At 70.3% G+C, this 17,126-nt stretch carries 22 protein-coding genes and 1 tRNA gene; 15 read left to right on the top strand and 8 right to left on the bottom strand.

Annotated features, from left to right (window positions below; translation table 11 throughout):
• The first annotated feature begins 75 nt into the window (after positions 1-75).
• The 7 genes from H577_RS0106100 to H577_RS0106070 all read left to right on the top strand — a co-directional run bounded on the left by H577_RS0106100 (position 76) and on the right by H577_RS0106070 (position 6,565).
• A complete protein-coding gene (locus H577_RS0106100; protein WP_029145205.1) occupies positions 76-891 on the top strand; it encodes a segregation and condensation protein A in 816 nt (271 codons plus the stop codon).
• Positions 881-1,498, top strand: coding sequence for an SMC-Scp complex subunit ScpB (scpB, locus tag H577_RS0106095; protein WP_029145204.1), 618 nt, complete (start codon positions 881-883; stop codon positions 1,496-1,498). Before H577_RS0106100 ends, scpB begins: the two co-directional genes overlap by 11 nt.
• On the top strand, positions 1,498-2,271 hold the full coding sequence (locus H577_RS0106090) for a pseudouridine synthase (protein WP_036283980.1): 774 nt from the start codon (positions 1,498-1,500) through the stop codon (positions 2,269-2,271). Before scpB ends, H577_RS0106090 begins: the two co-directional genes overlap by 1 nt.
• Entirely contained in the window at positions 2,268-3,392 is a 1,125-nt protein-coding gene (locus H577_RS0106085) for a prephenate dehydrogenase (protein WP_051191801.1), read from the top strand. Before H577_RS0106090 ends, H577_RS0106085 begins: the two co-directional genes overlap by 4 nt.
• Positions 3,382-4,068 carry a (d)CMP kinase gene (cmk, locus tag H577_RS0106080; RefSeq protein WP_036283978.1) on the top strand — a complete coding sequence of 229 codons (687 nt, stop codon included), beginning with the start codon at positions 3,382-3,384 and terminating at the stop codon, positions 4,066-4,068. The genes H577_RS0106085 and cmk overlap by 11 nt, the downstream gene beginning before the upstream one ends.
• Positions 4,058-5,584, top strand: a complete 1,527-nt coding sequence (gene der / locus H577_RS0106075; RefSeq protein WP_029145200.1) for a ribosome biogenesis GTPase Der — start codon at positions 4,058-4,060, stop codon at positions 5,582-5,584. The genes cmk and der overlap by 11 nt, the downstream gene beginning before the upstream one ends.
• 72 nt (positions 5,585-5,656) lie before the next feature.
• On the top strand, positions 5,657-6,565 hold the full coding sequence (locus H577_RS0106070; RefSeq protein ID WP_029145199.1) for an NUDIX domain-containing protein: 909 nt from the start codon (positions 5,657-5,659) through the stop codon (positions 6,563-6,565).
• Position 6,566: 1 nt separating this feature from the next.
• On the opposite strand, the gene H577_RS0106065 is transcribed toward H577_RS0106070, so the two are convergent.
• Both H577_RS0106065 and H577_RS0106060 read right to left on the bottom strand, forming a co-directional pair.
• The gene (locus H577_RS0106065) at positions 6,567-6,926 is read right to left on the bottom strand and encodes an RNA-binding S4 domain-containing protein (protein WP_029145198.1); all 360 of its coding nucleotides are present in this window, start codon (positions 6,924-6,926) and stop codon (positions 6,567-6,569) included.
• On the bottom strand, positions 6,919-7,587 hold the full coding sequence (locus H577_RS0106060; protein ID WP_036283976.1) for a lysoplasmalogenase: 669 nt from the start codon (positions 7,585-7,587) through the stop codon (positions 6,919-6,921). Before H577_RS0106060 ends, H577_RS0106065 begins: the two co-directional genes overlap by 8 nt.
• 23 nt (positions 7,588-7,610) lie before the next feature.
• On the opposite strand from H577_RS0106060, the gene H577_RS0106055 reads away from it, so the two are divergent.
• A complete protein-coding gene (locus H577_RS0106055; protein ID WP_051191800.1) occupies positions 7,611-8,771 on the top strand; it encodes a low temperature requirement protein A in 1,161 nt (386 codons plus the stop codon).
• Here the strand turns inward: H577_RS0106055 and H577_RS0106050 are convergent.
• Positions 8,759-9,346, bottom strand: coding sequence for a GNAT family N-acetyltransferase (locus H577_RS0106050; protein ID WP_029145195.1), 588 nt, complete (start codon positions 9,344-9,346; stop codon positions 8,759-8,761). The genes H577_RS0106055 and H577_RS0106050 overlap by 13 nt on opposite strands.
• A 135-nt stretch (positions 9,347-9,481) precedes the next feature.
• Between H577_RS0106050 and H577_RS0106045 the strand changes: the two genes are divergently transcribed.
• The 4 genes from H577_RS0106045 to H577_RS17300 all read left to right on the top strand — a co-directional run bounded on the left by H577_RS0106045 (position 9,482) and on the right by H577_RS17300 (position 11,676).
• A tRNA-Pro gene (locus H577_RS0106045) sits at positions 9,482-9,555 on the top strand.
• 473 nt (positions 9,556-10,028) lie between these two features.
• Entirely contained in the window at positions 10,029-10,217 is a 189-nt protein-coding gene (locus H577_RS15355) for a hypothetical protein (protein WP_036283974.1), read from the top strand.
• A gap of 38 nt (positions 10,218-10,255) precedes the next feature.
• Positions 10,256-10,780: a Fic family protein gene (locus H577_RS0106035; protein WP_169566254.1), complete on the top strand. Its 525-nt coding sequence runs from the start codon at positions 10,256-10,258 to the stop codon at positions 10,778-10,780.
• Positions 10,781-11,139: 359 nt separating this feature from the next.
• Complete coding sequence (locus tag H577_RS17300; protein WP_084515871.1) at positions 11,140-11,676, top strand: putative immunity protein; 537 nt, start codon at positions 11,140-11,142, stop codon at positions 11,674-11,676.
• Positions 11,677-11,804: 128 nt separating this feature from the next.
• Here the strand turns inward: H577_RS17300 and H577_RS0106030 are convergent, their stop codons facing one another.
• From H577_RS0106030 to H577_RS0106020, 3 genes are all read right to left on the bottom strand, one after another.
• Positions 11,805-12,272, bottom strand: coding sequence for a hypothetical protein (locus H577_RS0106030; RefSeq protein WP_029145193.1), 468 nt, complete (start codon positions 12,270-12,272; stop codon positions 11,805-11,807).
• A gap of 165 nt (positions 12,273-12,437) precedes the next feature.
• The gene (locus tag H577_RS0106025) at positions 12,438-13,154 is read right to left on the bottom strand and encodes a Type 1 glutamine amidotransferase-like domain-containing protein (RefSeq protein ID WP_029145192.1); all 717 of its coding nucleotides are present in this window, start codon (positions 13,152-13,154) and stop codon (positions 12,438-12,440) included.
• Positions 13,151-13,561 (bottom strand): MerR family transcriptional regulator, encoded by a 411-nt coding sequence (locus tag H577_RS0106020; protein WP_029145191.1) that lies wholly within the window; start codon positions 13,559-13,561, stop codon positions 13,151-13,153. The genes H577_RS0106025 and H577_RS0106020 overlap by 4 nt, the downstream gene beginning before the upstream one ends.
• Positions 13,562-13,618: 57 nt before the next feature.
• Between H577_RS0106020 and H577_RS0106015 the strand changes: the two genes are divergently transcribed.
• Positions 13,619-14,827 carry an MFS transporter gene (locus tag H577_RS0106015; RefSeq protein WP_029145190.1) on the top strand — a complete coding sequence of 403 codons (1,209 nt, stop codon included), beginning with the start codon at positions 13,619-13,621 and terminating at the stop codon, positions 14,825-14,827.
• A gap of 93 nt (positions 14,828-14,920) precedes the next feature.
• Here H577_RS0106015 and H577_RS0106010 read toward each other — a convergent pair whose 3' ends face one another.
• The gene (locus H577_RS0106010; protein ID WP_029145189.1) at positions 14,921-15,406 is read right to left on the bottom strand and encodes a GNAT family N-acetyltransferase; all 486 of its coding nucleotides are present in this window, start codon (positions 15,404-15,406) and stop codon (positions 14,921-14,923) included.
• Entirely contained in the window at positions 15,403-15,861 is a 459-nt protein-coding gene (locus tag H577_RS0106005) for a DoxX family protein (protein WP_029145188.1), read from the bottom strand. The genes H577_RS0106010 and H577_RS0106005 overlap by 4 nt, the downstream gene beginning before the upstream one ends.
• Before the next feature lie 88 nt (positions 15,862-15,949).
• Here H577_RS0106005 and H577_RS15350 point away from each other — a divergent pair, with 88 nt between their 5' ends.
• Together H577_RS15350 and H577_RS0105995 are read left to right on the top strand one after the other, a co-directional pair.
• Complete coding sequence (locus H577_RS15350; RefSeq protein WP_245570342.1) at positions 15,950-16,543, top strand: TetR/AcrR family transcriptional regulator; 594 nt, start codon at positions 15,950-15,952, stop codon at positions 16,541-16,543.
• A complete protein-coding gene (locus tag H577_RS0105995; protein ID WP_029145187.1) occupies positions 16,540-17,100 on the top strand; it encodes a dihydrofolate reductase family protein in 561 nt (186 codons plus the stop codon). The genes H577_RS15350 and H577_RS0105995 overlap by 4 nt, the downstream gene beginning before the upstream one ends.
• Positions 17,101-17,126: the final 26 nt, after the last annotated feature.

The following is a 17,126-nucleotide window of genomic DNA, read 5'->3' as shown; positions in this document are numbered from 1 at the left end:
GAGGGTGGGATGCTGTCGTCTGAGGCGGCGCCCGAGGGTGGGATGCTGTCGTCTGAGGCGGCGCCCGAGGGTGGGATGCCGTCGCCTGAGGCGGCGCCCGAGGCTGGCGAGTCCGGGTTCCGGGTGTCGCTGGGGGTGTTCGACGGGCCGTTCGACCTGCTGCTGACGCTGCTGAGCAAGCATGAGCTCGACATCACCGAGGTGGCGTTGTCGCAGGTGACCGCCGAGTTCATCGCCTACCTGCGTGACCTGGAGTCCGATGCCGAGCTGGACGAGGCATCCGAGTTCCTCGTCGTGGCGGCCACCCTGCTCGACATGAAGGTGGCGGGCCTGCTGCCGCAGGGCGAGCTCGTCGACGCCGAGTCGGTCGCGCTGCTCGAGGCGCGTGACCTGCTGTTCGCCCGCCTGCTGCAGTACCGCGCGTTCAAAGAGGTGTCGGTGTGGTTCGCCCGGTGCCTGCAGCGCGAAGACCGCCGGCACACCCGCGCGGTGCGCCTGGACGAGAAGTACCGTCGGGCAGCGCCCGAGCTGGTGTGGACGCTGTCGCCGGACGACTTCGCGGCCATCGCGATGCTCGCCTTCGCACCCAAAGAGATCCCCACCGTCGGGCTCGACCACCTCCACGCGCCGCTGGTGAGCATCCGCGAGCAGGCCGCGGTAGTGGTGACGCTGCTGCGCTCGGCCGGGACGCTCTCGTTCCGCGAACTGGTCGCCGGCGTCACCCAGACCGGTGTGGTGGTCGCCCGTTTTCTGTCGGTGCTGGAGCTGTACCGGCACGCCGCGCTCTCGTTCGAGCAGCTCGAACCGCTCGGCGAGCTCACCCTGCGCTGGACCGCCGAACGCTGGAGCGAAGAGAACCTCGCGACCCTGGGAGCCGACTATGACCGATAGCCCCACCCCCGCCGATACCGCCGCGCCCGCCGGGCGTGAACCGCAGTCGGTCGCCCGCAAGCTCGAGGCGATCCTGCTGGTGGTCGAAGAGCCGCAGAGCCTGGTCGCGCTGGCGACCGCGGTCGGCGAGCCAGTGGCGGCGGTGCGCCAGGCCATCGAGGGACTGGTCGCCGACTACGACGGCGAGGCAGGCGGCCCGCAGCGCGGCTTCGAACTGCGCGAGGTCGGCGGCGGATGGCGACTGTACGTGCGCGAGGACTACGACGACCTGGTCGGCGAGTTCGTGAACGCGCAGGCGCCGTCGCGGCTGTCGCAGGCGGCGCTGGAGACCCTGGCGGTGATCGCGTACAAGCAGCCGGTCTCGCGCGGGCAGGTGGCATCCATTCGTGCCGTCAACGTGGACTCGGTAGTGCGCACGCTGCTCGCCCGGGGGCTGGTCACCGAGGTCGGGCATGACCCTGAGACCGGCGCCATCCTGTACGGCACCACCGATGCGCTGCTGGTGAACCTGGGCATCAACTCGCTCGACGAGCTGCCGCCGATCTCACCGCTGCTCGACGACGTCGACACGGTGGGCGATGTCGCCATCGACGAGGGGAGGGCGTGATGGCCGACGCCGAGGGCGTGCGCCTGCAGAAGGTGCTCGCGAACGCGGGCGTCGCCTCGCGGCGGGTCGCCGAACAGCTGATCGTCGCCGGGCGGGTGCGTGTGAACGGGGCCGTCGTCGACGAGCTGGGCGCCCGCATCGACCCGGCCGTCGACCTGGTCGACGTCGACGGCGTGGCCGTGCAGCTGGACCAGACCAAGCGCTACGTGATGCTCAACAAGCCCACCGGGGTGGTCAGTTCGATGCGTGACGACCGCGGGCGGCGTGACCTGCGCGAGTTCACCCGGGAGTGGGACGAGCGGCTGTTCAACGTGGGGCGGTTGGATGCCGACACCAGCGGTCTGCTCGTGCTCACGAACGACGGCGAGCTCGCGCACGTGCTCGCGCACCCGTCGTTCGGGGTCACCAAGGTCTACATCGCCCGGGTGCGCGGCGCGGTCACACCGCAGACGATCGGGCGGCTGACGCGCGGGATCGAGCTGGAGGACGGTCCGATCGCCGCCGACAAGGCGCGCCTGCTCGATCGGGGACGCGACTCGAGCCTGGTCGAGCTGACCCTGCATTCGGGCCGCAATCGCATCGTGCGGCGCATGATGGCCGAGGTGGGGCATCCGGTCGTCGACCTGGTGCGTCGCCGGTTCGGGCCGTTGCACCTGGGAACACTCCCAGTGGGCCGCGCCCGCGAATTGACTACAGTGGAACGCGGTGCGCTGCTGACCCTTTCGCGCGCACCGGGGGAGCCGGCGCCGCCGGGAGCCGAGGAGACCCAGTGAGCCAGACCACGACCGTGCCCGCACGCGGCCCCGCCCGCACGTCGGGGACGGTGCGGATCGTCGGCACCGGGCTGCTCGGGGCCAGCATCGGGCATGCGCTGACCGCGCTGGGTGTGGACGTCGCCCTGTTCGACACGTCGCCGGCGCAGCAGCGCCTGGCCGTCGACTACGGCGCCGGCCGGCCCGCACGCGCCGACGACGCACCGCGGCTGGTGGTCGTGGCGGTGCCGCCGGATGTCACGGCCGATGTGGTCGCCCACGAACTCGCCGCCCACCCCGACGCGGTGGTCACGGACGTGGCCAGCGTCAAGTTCGAACCGCTGCGCGCCCTGCGTGACCGTGGCGTCGACCTGACCCACTACATCGGGTCGCACCCGCTCGCCGGCCGGGAGCGCGGCGGCGCCATCTCGGCCCGTGCCGACATCTTCGTGGGGCGCCCGTGGGTGGTGTGCCGCGACGACGAGACCAGCCCGGCCGACCTCGCGGTCGTCGAGGGCCTGGCGCTCGACGTGGGGGCCACGCCCATCGAGATGGACCCGGCCGAGCACGACCGCTCGGTGGCGCTCGTCTCGCACGTGCCGCAGCTGGTCGCGAGCCTGCTCGCCGGACGGTTCGTGACCGCGCCGGAAGGCGCGCTGCGACTGGCCGGTCAGGGGGTGCGTGACACCACCCGCATCGCCGCATCGGCCCCCGAGCTGTGGGTGCAGATCCTCGGCGCGAACGCCACACCGGTCGTCGACGTGCTCGACGACCTGGCCGCCGACCTCGCCGGGGTCGCCGACGCGCTGCGCGCACCGGATGCGCCCGGTGCCCGGCGCACCGTCGCCGACACCATCCGGCGTGGCAACGAAGGGGTCGAGCGGCTGCCGGGCAAGCACGGCCAGAACCGCCGGTTCGCGCAGGTGGTCGTGATGGTCGACGACACCCCCGGCCAGCTCGGGCGGCTGTTCGGCGAACTGGGCGAGCTGGACGTGAACGTGGAGGACCTGCGCCTGGAGCATTCGCCCGGCGCCCAGTTCGGCCTCGCCGAGATCAGCGTGGTCCCCGGCGCCGTGCGGCGCACGGTGGACGGGCTGACCGCACGCGGCTGGAGGATTGCGAGCACCAGTGATGACTACTGACGTGACGATCGTGGCCGTCGACGGACCCGCCGGGTCGGGCAAGTCCAGCGTGTCGAAGCAGGCCGCGCGCACCCTCGGCTACGGCTACCTCGACACCGGTGCCGCCTACCGTGCCCTCGCCTGGCACGTGCTCGAGCGCGGCGCCGACACCGCGGACGCCGACGCGGTGCAGGCCGCGGCACGCGACTTTCCGTACGCCATCTCACTCGACCCCGACGACTACTGGGTGCGGGTGGGACAGACCGATGTGACCGCCGCGATCCGCGAACCGCGCGTCTCGGACGCGGTCAGCGCGGTGGCACGCGTGCCCGCGGTGCGCGCACAGGTCAACGACCTGTTCCGCGCGCTGGCGGCGGCATCCGACCGCCCCGGCGTCATCATCGAGGGCCGCGACATCACGACCGTGGTGGCCCCCGACGCGCCCGTGCGCGTGCTGCTGACCGCCGCTCCCCAGGTGCGTGCCGCACGCCGCGCCGCCGAGGTGAGCGACCAGGATGCTGAGGCCGTCGCGGCCGCGCTGCACCGGCGCGACGCATCCGACTCGGCGGTGGTCGACTTTCTGTCGGCCGCGCCGGGCGTCGAGGTCGTGGATTCCACCGACCTCGACTTCGCACAGACCGTCGATGCCGTGCTGCACGTCATCCGCCAGAAGCTGGAGGCCCGCGATGGGCGCTGAGGACGAATACGAGGCCGGTTCCGACCACCTCGCCGAACGGCTCGCCGAGATCGACGACGAACTCGCCGAGACGCGCGCGGCGGCGCTGCGCGCGTCGCTGGGCGACTACGAGCTCGAAGACGACGACGCCGCCCTGCTGGCCGGGATCGAACGCGGCGAGGACGGCATCGAATACCTGCCCGCGCTGCCGGTGGTCGCCATCGTGGGACGGCCGAATGTGGGCAAGTCGGCGCTGGTCAACCGCATCCTGGGCCGCCGCGAGGCAGTGGTCGAAGACACCCCCGGGGTCACCCGCGACCGCGTCACCTACAAGGCCGAGTGGATGGACCGCCGCTTCACGCTCGTGGACACCGGCGGGTGGGAACCGGATGCCCGCGGCATCGACCGCTCGGTCGCCGCGCAGGCCGAGGTCGCCATCGACCTGTCGGACGTGGTGCTGTTCGTCGTCGACGCGATGGTGGGCGCCACCTCGACCGACGAGCACGTGGTGCGCCTGCTGCGCACCTCGGGCAAGCCGGTGTTCCTGGTCGCGAACAAGATCGACGACGCCCGGCAGGAGCCCGAGGCCGCGGCGCTGTGGAGTCTCGGTCTGGGGGAGCCGTACCCGGTGTCGGCGATCCACGGCCGCGGTGTGGCGGATCTGCTCGACGCGGTCGTGAAGGTGCTGCCGGACGTGTCGGCGGTGGCCAAACAGGAGATCGGCGGCCCGCGTCGGGTGGCGATCCTGGGCCGGCCGAACGTGGGCAAGTCGTCGCTGCTGAACAAGGCGGCCGGCGAGGAGCGTGTGGTCGTCAACGAGCTGGCCGGCACCACCCGTGACCCGGTCGACGAGATCGTGGAGCTCGGCGGCAGACTGTGGCGGTTCGTCGACACCGCCGGCATCCGTCGTCGCGTGCACCTGCAGCAGGGCGCGGACTTCTACGCGTCGCTGCGCACGTCGGCGGCGCTCGAGAAGGCCGAGGTCGCGGTGGTGGTGCTGGATGTCTCGCAGCCGCTGAGCGAGCAGGATGTGCGCATCATCGACATGGTGCTGGAGTCGGGCCGGGCGCTGGTGCTCGCGTTCAACAAATGGGACCGGCTGTTCGACGGCGACATGGAGGACATCGACCGGCGCCGCTACCTGGAACGCGAGATCGAGCAGGATCTCGCGCACGTGGCGTGGGCGCCGCGGGTGAACATCTCGGCGCGTACCGGCCGGCACCTCGACAAGCTGGTGCCGGCGCTGGAGACCGCACTGGCGTCGTGGGACCAGCGCATCCCCACCGGCAAGTTCAACGCGTTCCTCTCGGAACTGGTCGCCGAGCACCCGCATCCGGTGCGCGGCGGAAAGCAGCCCCGCATCCTGTTCGGCACGCAGGCGAGCACGCGGCCACCGACGTTCGTGCTGTTCACGACCGGGTTCCTCGACCCCGGGTACCGTCGGTTCATCCAACGCCGGCTGCGCGAGCTGTTCGGGTTCGAGGGCACGCCGATCGTCGTCAACATGAGGGTGCGCGAGAAGCGGCAGCGGCGCTGAGAACCGTCCGCGGAGCTGTCGTTGCGTGACGCGCGCGGCCCGTGGCATCCGTCGCTGTGACAGGCTGGAACGGTGACGATCGAGTATCCCGTTCCGGGTGAACCGCGACGTCCGCACGGCCCGCGCGACCCCGGGGACGCGTGGGTGGTCACCGACAGCGGGGAACGGTACTGGGGGCGGTTCGGTGCCGCCGGGCTGCTCGCCTACGATCCACAGCGTGGCGTGCTGCTGCAGCACCGGGTGACGTGGAGTCACCACGGTGACACCTGGGCGCTGCCCGGTGGGGCACGGCATCTGGGCGAGTCGGCGCGTGCCGGGGCGTTGCGCGAGGCGCAAGAGGAGGCCGGGGTGCCCGACGGGGCGGTACGGGCACGGGTCGAGAGCGTGCTCGACCTCGACGTCTGGACCTACACGACCCTGATCGGCGATGTCACGACGCCGTTCGAGCCGGTGATCAGCGACCCCGAGAGCCGCGCGCTGGCCTGGGTGCCGCCCGGTGAGGTGACCGACCTGCCGCTGCATCCGGGGTTCGCTGGGTCGTGGCAGCGGTTGCGGCAGCTGCTCGAGGTGCGACCCGCGCTCGTGGTCGACGCGGCGAACGTGGTCGGCTCGGTGCCCGACGGCTGGTGGCGTGATCGGGCCGGCGCGGCGGCGCGGCTGGTCGACCGCCTCGGCGCGCTTGACGCACAGGGCGTGGGCGGGGCGGCCCTGGCATTGCCCGAGGATGTCTGGTTCCCCGAGATCTCGGTCGTCGTCGAGGGGCAGGCGAGGGCCCTGCACACGGCAACGGCCGGTGGGGTGCGGGTGGTGAGGGCGGATGCCGCGGGCGACGACGCGATCGTCGACGAGGCGCAGCGGCTGGTCGAGGCCGGCCGCACCGTGACCGTGGTGACCAGCGACCGCGAGTTGGCCGACCGCACCCGGGCGGTGGGGTCGGTCGTGCACGGCGCGCGCTGGCTGCGTGACCTGCTGCCGGGCTGAACTATGCCCGGCCGCGGAAGCGGTCGATCTCGCGACGTTCGCGTTTGGTCGGCCGGCCCGCGCCGCGATCGCGCTGGGCGACGGTCGGCACCGGGTCGCGCGGCGGTGTGCGGTCCTCCATCGCCGTGGCGGCGATCGCCGCGCCCACGCGCTTGGCGATCGGCTGGCGCACCACCAGGATCCGGTCGAACCCGGCGATGCGCACCCGCAGTTCGTCGCCGGGCCGCACCGGCTGCGCGGCCTTGGCCTTCTCGCCGTTCACGCGCACATGCCCCGCGCGGCATGCGCTGGTCGCGGCCGATCGCGTCTTGAAGACGCGAACCGCCCAGAGCCAGGCATCCACCCGCACCGCCTCAGCCACGGCTCCTCCCGAGGGCGCCCAGCACGCCGGCGGCCAGCAACCCTTGGCCCAGGCAATAAGTGAGCATGACCAGCGGACTCGTCCAGTCGGGCATGGCCTCGGGCAGGAACAGCCGGAACGCGAGGATCGAGTCCGATGCCAAGAAGAACACGCCGCCGACCGTGGTGATCGCGGTGCAGCGGGCGGCGCTCAGGGCAGTGCCGCCGAGCACGAGCCCGTACCCGGCGACCGCGACGGTGAGCACGCCCAGGTGCGGCACGAGGACGGCCAGCATCGCCACCCACCACGCCGCGTAGGCGAGCCACCAGCCGTGCACCGAGCGCCTGGTCAGGTGCCGCAGGAACAGCCAGATGTAGGCGAGATGCGCGAGCCCGAAGAACAGCAGCATGCCGGGGATCTCGGGGGCGAATGCGAAGAACACGCCCGTCTCGTCGCCCAGCCATGACAGTGTGATCGCGGCCAGCAGCAGTGCGATGGGGATGCCGCGTGCCCGGTCACGGGCGGCCCACAGCACACCGACGGCGAGCAGCGGCATGAGCAGCATCTTGGTGACCGCGGCGGTGGGGGTGGCATCCATCGCCAACGCGACCACGTGCACGGCCGAGACCATGGCGTAGGGGGCGAAGCCGACCCAGCGCAGGGCGGGGACGGTACGGGGCATGACGTCCATCGTATGCTCGCACTGTGATCCGCACCGGTCTGGGCCTGCGCCGCATGATGCCGCGTGACCGTACCGAGCCGTTCCGTGCCGCGTCGCCGCTGGAGCTGCTGTTCGATCTGGTGTTCGTGGTGGCGGTGTCGCAGGCGGCCGGCAGTCTGCACGAGCTGGTGAGTGCGGGGCGCGTCGGGCAGGGCGTGCTGGCGTACCTGATGGTGTTCTTCGCGATCTGGTGGGCGTGGATGAACTTCACCTGGTTCGCGTCGGCGTTCGACACCGACGACTGGGCGTACCGGTTGATGACGTTTCTGCAGATGGGCGGCGTGCTCGTGCTGGCCGCGGGGGTGCAGGATGCTGTCGCGTCGTACGACTTCGCGGTGGTGACGTGGGGCTACGTCATCATGCGGTTGGCAATGGTGGGGCAGTGGCTGCGGGCCGCGGCATCCCATCCGGGCTCTCGGCGCACGGCGGTGACGTTCGCGGTGGGGATCGCCGCGGTGCAGGTGCTCTGGGTGGCGCGACTGTACCTGCTGGATGTGACGTGGCAGTTCGCCACGTTCTTCGTGCTGGTGGTCGCCGAGATCGCCGTGCCGGTGATCGCCGAGCGGCAGGGGCGCACGGCGTGGCATCCGCATCACATCGCCGACCGGTACGGATGCTTCACGCTGATCGTGCTGGGCGAGAGCGTGCTGGCGTCGGCGACGGCGGTGTTCGCGGCACGCGGGCAGGGCGCGCACGCGCTGGCGCTGGTGGGGCTGGCTGCGGCGGGGCTGGCGATCGCGGCGGGGATGTGGTGGGTGTACTTCGTGCACGGGCAGGGGGATCGTCTGGCAGAGACAGGGCGGGGTTTCGGATTCGGGTACGCGCACTACCTGATCTTCGCGGCGGCGGGCGCCGTGTCGGCGGGGATCGGGGCGAGTGTGGATGTCGCGACCGGGCGTACCGCGTTGTCGGCGGCGGCCGCGGCGCTGGTGTTGACGGTGCCGGTCGGAGGGTTCGTCGTCGCGGTGTGGCTGATCATGCTGCGGCCGCTGATCTCGCGGACCGCGTCGGTGCTCGTGCTGGTCTCGGCGGCCGTGATCGTCGCGAGCGCGGCGGTACCGCAGGGCGCGGTGGCGGCGACCGCCGTGCTGCTGGCGGTCGTGGTGGTGGTGCTCGAGGTCGACCGGGGCCGTCAGGCCGGCTGAGTCAGATCGAGTTCGACGATCGCGAGCTTCGGCTTGGGTCGCGCGACCTCGCGGAACCCGGCGGCGAGGAACACCGAGAGCACACCGATGTACAGGTTGTTCGTCGGCGTCGTGCCGATGGAGGTGTCGATGGGGTACGCCTCGAGCACGCGGGCGCCGTTCGCGCGGGCGTGGGCGATGGCGGCGTCGAGCAGCCTGGCGTTCAGCCCGCGCCTGCGGAACTCTCGGCGCACCACGAAGCAGGTGACGGCCCAGACGTCGGGGTCGTCCCACGGGTGCGGGGATGCCGCGAAGTTTCGCGTGCGGGCGAGCTTGGACTGTGCGGTGCGCGGGCCGACGCGTACCCAGCCGGCGGCTTCGCCGTCGACGTAGGCGATGAGGGCGGGCGTCGGAGAGGTGCCGAGCTCGATGCGCAGGCGCTCCTCCTTCTCGGCGCGGGGGACGGTGTCGAACTCCTTGCCTGTCATCAGCCACCATTGGCACTGGCAGGCGGCGCCGTCGCCTCCGCCGGTGAGCGCGTGCTCTGCGTCTTCGAACCGGGCCGGTGTGGCGGGTTCGATCGTGATCGTGGACATGTGCGCGACGGTAGTACCGGGCTCCGACATCGACAAGCATGGTGCGGCCTACGGATCGTCGCGACGGCGTGCCGGCGGTTCGCGGCCATGGATCGGAGCGGGTAGGATGGGGGAGTTGTCCGCTCCGGCGGGCATCGGGATGTGGCGCAGCTTGGTAGCGCACCTGACTGGGGGTCAGGGGGTCGCAGGTTCAAATCCTGTCATCCCGACGTAAAAGCCCTGATGAGAAAACCATTTTCGTCAGGGCTTCGTCATGTTCGGCTGGCACTGGCGAGTCGCGGTATCGGAGGGCGCGACCGCCCGTGAATGCCTCCTGCCTGTGGATTGGGGGGACCAGAGCGCGCTCGGGGTCGGCTCGTGGCCGCTCCCGGGGTCACAGTCGGCGATCCTGCCGGCGTTACGTACCTTGGACCTCGCGGTCCCGTGCGCGGATCGGCGAAGGAAGGCGTTGGCCTGTTCCGTGGCAGACGCGAGGTGTTGGTCGTCGGGGCGCAGGTAGCCGCGGGTCGTATCGGTGGAGACGTGCCCGAGGAATCCTGGAGGACATGCACGGCGTTGAGAGGCTTCGTGCTATCCCAAGCGACCGTGAGGAGGCTGCTCTGCTGAAGCCCGTACAGGTGCGGTTGGTCGGGCGCCAGGGGCTCAGCGTGAGTAGGGTGCTGGGGAGTAAACTGGTCGCATCATGGGCGGCACGATCCAGGTCAGTCAGCCGGCGGCGGAGTCGCTGGCGCGTTGGCGTGCGCTCAATGCGGAGCAGAAGCGCGAGGCGCGGCTGGCGGTGATAGTCGATCGGGTCGCCGCGAGCATGGCGATGGAGAACGAACCGGTCTCGGACGCGTGGATTCGACAGGCGAAGAAGACGGGAGTCTGACCCGTCGGTTCGCCACCCGTCACGGCGACCTGACCTACGTGCAGCTCGCCGATGCGGTCGCGCCGCACCTGGCATCCTTGCTCGCTCGGATTGGGCGCGGCGAGTTCTTGCAGCAGCCATACAGCGACGAACTGATCCGTGACTTCCACCGGGAGATCATCGGCGACTTGATCCAGGAGATCGCGGGGCAGTGGCGACGCGAGCCGGTGCAGATCGGCAACCACGTCCCACCGGAGCACTTCCTTGTCCCGATGCTCATGCGCGACTATGCCGAGAATGTCCAAGCGCGCCTCGCGTACGCGGACTCGCTCGAATTCCAACTTGAGCTGCTCGCCTACGCCGAAGGCGAGTTCCTGCACATCCATCCGTTCGCGGACTTCAACGGCCGCACCATCCGGGCGCTGCTGAGCGAGCTGCTGGTCCGGATCGATTGGCCGTTCCTGGAGGTCGCGGTCGAACGCGGCACGCCGGCCTTCAACCAGTACCGCGCCGCACTGGCGGATTACGACAACGGGCAACCCGACCTGCTCGTCGAGTTCTGGACCCGACGCCTCGAATCGTGAACCCAGGAAGAAGCCGTAAATGACCCGCTGCGCCAGAGATCTCACGGGACCCAGCTCGTTCAGGTCGTGTCCACGCCGCGGGGGGACATCGTCGCCGACGTTGCTAGCCTTCCCGTGATCGCGGACGAGCGACGTCACCACGAGCTCGTCTGAGGCGTGACTGGTGCATGCCGTCACCGCAGCGGTCGGATCGACGTTTGCCGGAACCCTCGCTGGGGCAACTTTGGAGGGGGTGCTCGATCGCGGTAGCCATGCGCCCAGAGGCCGGAGCGGGTGCCGGTGGCCAGTCCGGCCATCTTTTCCGACCGTGGACACGTCCTGGCAGGGGAAGCCTCCGCAGAGGCCGCGAGAATGGTTGGATGGCATCTCCACAAGCGCTTAGCGAGGCAGATCGGCGTCTCGTGGCCATGTGGGCCGCCGACTGCGCTGAGCGTGTTCTCGCGTTATTCGAGGCGGAAGCGCTCACCGACGATCGTGCACGAGACGGCATCGCGCGTGCGCGAGCCTTCAGCCGCGGAGAGCTCAGTGCTGCCGGAGAGATCCGTCGCCGCTTTGTCGCTGGGCGGGCCGCACAGTCAGCGACGGGCCCCGCCGCCGTCGCGGCCGCGCGGGCCGCCGGCCAAGCGTCGGGGGTTGCCCACATGGGCGCGCATGCACTGGGTGCCGCCGCATATGCCGCGAAGGCTGCCGAACTGGCCGCACCTGATGACTTGGATGCCCGAGCAAGCGAGGTCCGCTGGCAACTGGCGCACATGACTGCGGAGGTCCGCGCCGCACATAAACGCCTGCCTGCGCTGGGAGAAGACTCGGCCGGACCTTTGGGCTCGGGCCTGCTGGCCTCCGGAGTGCTCGCTAAGACGATCCGCGACATTCAGGCGGAGTTGTCTTCGTCCTGATCGTCGGTCGCACTGTTGCCGGGGCCTCGCTCACCTTCGTGATGGGCGGGAGGCGATGCGACAGCGACGGTTTCGATACGTGTGATGTCGGCGGCGATGGCTACACGTACCTGCTCAAGTCTGTCGCCTTAGAGCAGATCGTTCTCTGCCTCTTCGATGAGCCCGCGCCACCATGAGTCCGGCCCGGTCGCGGTGCGATCGATCGCGTGTAGCCGCTTTCGGAGCTTCCTCAGCCGCACGCGGTGAGAGAGTTCCTTACCTGCGGGCAGGACGGGAGGACGAACCTGCCCGTCCCGGAAGGCACGAAGACGCTCCGCAGCCTGCGCAGCCGTCATCACCACTGGCGCTGGCGCAGCCGGCCCGGAACTCAGATACTCCGCGAAGGCCGCCAAGAAGCCCTCGGTGGCTTTCCGGTCGCGGTTGAGCGGGGAACAATGGCCCGTCGCAACGTCGCACACCGATATCGTCCCGTCACAGGCCTCCATGACCAGGAACTCCCCGCCATGGACATTGCCGATCTCGCGAGCCCCGGGAAGGGTTTCCTCTCTCACCATCGCCGGGTACAGCTGAATGCCGAACGGATGCTCCTCGCGCACGCTCGAATTCTATCGGCCGGCTCGAACCAGCCTGGAAGCGGGAACCTCGGTAAGTACGTGGTCGTGAGCGGTCGCACCTGTCCGATGTGACAGTGTCTATCGAGAAGCGCTCTGCGGTCGAGCGAGCGGGCTGTACATCCATCAACAGCGTGGACGGAATGCGGATCAGGCGCGGATCGTCGACACCACCACGCCATCCGATCCGCGTGTCACCTGCCACACGCTGCCGCTGCCCTCGACGCGCAACCCGTCGTCGCCGGCGATCAGCACGGTGCGCTCGTCGATGCCGAGGGCGCTGTCGATGAGCCCGGACTCCACCGCGGCGACCAGCCTCGAGAGCGTGCCGCGCTGTGCGACGTGCACGTCGATCGACCCGTCCACGAGCCCGATCCCGGCTTCCACTTCAAGCTGCTCCCCGGACTCGTCCGGCTCCTCCGGACAGACGGTCACGCCGCCGACGCGGGTGCCTCCGCCGAGCGCGCCCACGGCGGCCACCATCGCTCCGGCCGAGACACCAAGATACGGCACCCCCGCGGCCACCTGACCGCGGATCTCGTCGAAGAGAGACTCGAGCCCCGCCCGCACCGATTCGACGATGCCGCCGCCGACGAGGATGCCGTCGACACCGGCGATCGCGCCCGGTGACAGCTCCTCCCCGCCTCGCGAGCTCGTCACCGCCGTCTCGACCTGACCGGCCGCCGCGAGCACGCGGCGAAGCACCTCGGCGCGTTCCGGTCCGCCGGGATGAATCGACACGATCGCCACCCGCGGGACGGTACGCCCACCGGCGCGGGCGTGAGCGCGCGACTCCTCGAGGAACGGTGCGTACAGCGGGGCATCAGACGGCTCCAGTGCGCCACCGCCGAGCAGGTGGACGCTCATGCGGTGACCCGCTGGGGTTGCGGCGCCGACGGGGCGGCCGGCGCCAACTCCTCGTACCCGGCCGCGGTGAGCCATTGCCGCATCGTGGCACTGCTCTGCGACAGGCAGCGCAGTCTCTCCTCGACCCGAGCGAGTTCCTCAGCGACCTCGCCTGCGACAGTGCGTGTGCACTGCGCCGCCGTCACGCTGCCCCGCACGCCTTCCATGTCGAGGATCATGCGGATGAGCCGGGTCGTGAGACCGGCGGACAGCAGCCCGCGGATCTGCGTCACCGTGTCCACGTCCGCCTCGGTGTAGTCCCGGTATCCGTTGAGAGAGCGCGTGGACTCCAGCAGGCCCTGCGCCTCGTAGTACCGCAGGAGACGGGTCGCGACACCGGTGCGTCGAGAGAGCTCTCCGATCCTCATACTGTCTCCGGTTCCAGGCTTGACCTTCTCATTGATGTCAAAGTTTACGGTAACGACATGACCCCGTCCACGGCGACCGCCGACCTCTCATTGTCCACCCGACGCACCCGGGCACTGCTTCTCAGCCTCGGGCTCGTCCTCTTCGCATCGGTGAGCACGGAGTTGCTTCCACCCGCGCTGATCCTCGGAATGTCGTCGACGCTCGATGTCGACCCCTCAGCGATCGGCGTCCTCGTCTCGGTGTGGGCGCTGACGATCGTGGTCGGGACGGTCCCGGTCGTCAGAGCCACCCGCGCCGTCCCGCGCAAGCCGCTGCTCATCGGCTCCGTACTGGTCTTCGCCGCTGCGACACTCGTCGTCGCGACCGTGCCCGTCTACGGCGTGACGGTCGTAGCGCGCATCGTGTCGGCCCTGAGCGCGGCCGTCTCCTGGTCCGTCGTCTTCGCGTACGTCCCCACGCTGGTCCCGCCAGAGCGACTCGGGCGCGCGATGGCCATCGTCCTCGGCGGCGGCACGCTCGCATCCGTCCTGGGCGTACCGGTGGGGGCGGCGCTGGCGGCCGCGGGAGCCTGGCAATGGGCCTTCGCGGGCGCGGCCGGCATGCTGGCCGTCTCTGCGCTCGCACTGTCGCGGAGCTTGCCTCGGCTCGCTGACGCCGGCTCGACCCAGGCCTCTGGGCGGCGACTCGACCGTACGGCCGTCCCCGTCGGCGCGCTGCTGTCCGTCGGGGCCCTGCTGCTCACCGGCTACATGACCCTCTACGCCTACATCGTTCCGACGCTTTCAGCCGCCCGAATCAGCGCCGGTTCCGCCAGCGGAGTCCTCCTGGCCGCCGGGATCGCGGGTGCGGTCGCGCTCATGATCGGCGGGGCGGTCAGTGACCGCCACCCCAGCGCCACGCTGCTCGTGCTGGTGGCGACCGTGCCCGCCGGAGTGCTGCTGATCACCGTCGCACCCCCGTCCGCCTTCCCTCAGCCGCTGGCCGCCGTCGGCGCCGCGCTCGTCGGCTTCGGGATCGGCGGTCTGCCTCCGGTGTTCCAAGCCCGGGTCGCTCGAACCGCGTCACCGGGATTCCGTCCACTGGCGACGAGCCTCTTCGTGGTCGTGCTCAACATCGGGATCGCCGGCGGCTCCGCCCTGGGCGGGGGACTCATCGCGACAGCCGGCGTGGGAGCGCTCGGTCCCGCGGCGCTGGCTCTCACGGTGGCCTCGCTCGTGGCGATGGCGGCGCTCGTCCTGCGCCGACCGCCGGTCGTCGAACCGTAGACCGCTCGGCGGAAGCCCTTCGCCGGGCGGGTCGTCCGTCGCGCCGAGCCATGACGGGCACGGGTGCTCGGCCCTCAGGCATCCCTCGAATCGTCATCCCCTCAGACGTCGCTCGTATCGTCGGCACGGCACGAGGACGGGTCCTTCCGGTCCCTCGGCCGCATAGAGCAGCGGCCCGGTGTCGCGCCATCCCTCGCGCTCGTAGAAGCGACGGGCGCGGGAGTTGCCGGAGACCACAGCCAGCCACCCATCCGACCAGCCCTCCGAAGCGATGCGCTCCTCCGCCTCTCGAAGCAGCGCGATCGCGATGCCTGTGCCGCGTGCCCGGCCGTCGACGAACAGCTCTTCGACCTCATCGTCGACGACGGTGGCGAATCCCACCACGTCGCCTGCCCGTTCGGCGACGACGGTGAGCGGCACCCGGCGTTCGGCGCGCGGGAGGAACGACTCAGGGGTGCGGATGCTCTCGAGTGCGGGATCGACGTGACCGGCATGACCGTCGCGCCAGGCGGTCGCCCAGATGGTGCTGACGACGGGGACGTCCTGCTGGGTCATCGGGCGCAGTACGACGGCGGTCATTGCCGTGGCGCCATGCCGGCGACGGCGACGAACACGGCGGCGGCGACGAAGATCACCTGCAGTGCGGTGCGCAACGCAAGCGGCGTGGTCGGGGCCGCGGGATGATCGACACCGTGCGCGGCGCGCACATTGGCGGGGAACATCGCGACCAGGAGCGCCGCGAGGCAGATCGCCGCGACGACGCGAGTCGCCGGCACCAGCAGGCCGAGTGCGCCCAGAAGCTCCAGTGCGCCCGTGACCGTGACGACGAGGCTCGGATGCGGCACCCACGTCGGCACGATCGCGATCAGCCCGTCCCGTCGCGGCTGCACCCAATGGGATATCGCGGTCACCGTGAACATCACCGCCAGCCCCACGGCCAGAGCCGCCGACCAGGAGTTCAGGGCGTCGAGCCCGAATGCGCCGACCGCTCGGGCCGCCAGCGAGACCACGGTCAGGATGATCAGAGGAACCATGACGTGCCTTTCATCTAGTCAGTGCATAGATAGTGGACCACCGCGCGTGATCTTGTCAATGTCTAGATGCTCGATTAGACTGCCGGGTGTGGTCGACACCTACCATCACGGCAGGCTCCGCGAGCATCTGCTGTCCGCCGCCGCGGACGAGATCGCCCGGAACGGGCCGGAGACACTGTCATTGCGCGAGCTGGCGCGCCGTGCCGGCGTGACACACGGCGCCCCCGCACATCACTTCGGCTCACGACGAGGACTGTTCACGGCCCTGGCGATGGAGGGGTTCGAGGCTCTGGCCGATGCTCTCGCGCCGTCCGTCGAGCGTGGGGAGTTCGTGGAGACGGCAGTGGCGTACGTGCGATTCGCTCTGGAGAAGCCGGGGCATTACGCCGTCATGTTCCGGCCGGACCTGCTGGAGGAGACCGCGGGCCTTCGCGAACAGCGCGACCGTGCGGCAGCAGCCCTGACGTCCGGAATGGCGACTCTGGGCCGGGAGCAGCTCCGGACCCCCGAGGCGCAGGCCCGTCAGGCCGCGTGGGGTCTGGTCCACGGCATCGCATCGCTTTTCCTCTCCGGAGCCCTCGGCGACACCGACCCGCTGGCACTCGCCCGGGCCGGCGCCTGGCAGCTGTTCGGATCCGTGACGAGCGAAGAGAGCGCGCGTCGACCGGGGGTGAGCAGATGACCCGGATCGTCTACTACACCTCGACGTCTCTGGACGGCTACCTCGCTGATTCGAACGACTCCCTCGACTGGCTCTTCGCGGTCGAGGGCGGCCGAGAGGCCATCGCCGAAGGCGAGCAATTCGTCTCGGGCGTCACCGTGCAGGTGGAAGGCTCCACCACGTACCGATGGCTGATCGAGCATGAGGATCTCATCGCGCACCCCGAGAAGTGGCAGAAGTTCTACGGCGACCGCAAGACCTTCGTGTTCACCACCCGGACGGATCTGCCCGTCGTGCCCGGCGCCGACATCACCTTCGTCAGCGGACCGCCCGCCGACCACATCGACCGCATCCTCACCGCGGCAGGCGACGGGGACGTCTGGGTGATCGGCGGCGGTGCGCTTGCCGCAGAGTTCGCGAAGATCGGACACCTGGATGAGATCCGCCTGTCCATCGCGCCGGTCACGCTCGGATCCGGAGCGCCATTGCTTCCGGGAGGTTTCGACTCGACCCGGCTTCGACTCACGAGCGTCCACCAGACCGGCCAGTTCATCATGGCCACATTCGACGTGACGTGACGCGCGGGCCGTAGGCTGCGCCGGAC

Origin of the sequence: Microbacterium luticocti DSM 19459, assembly GCF_000422405.1 — a bacterium.
In the GTDB taxonomy this organism is placed as follows: domain Bacteria; phylum Actinomycetota; class Actinomycetes; order Actinomycetales; family Microbacteriaceae; genus Microbacterium; species Microbacterium luticocti.
Note: the sequence above shows the minus strand (reverse complement) of the source record. Positions and strands in the feature narration are given on the sequence as shown.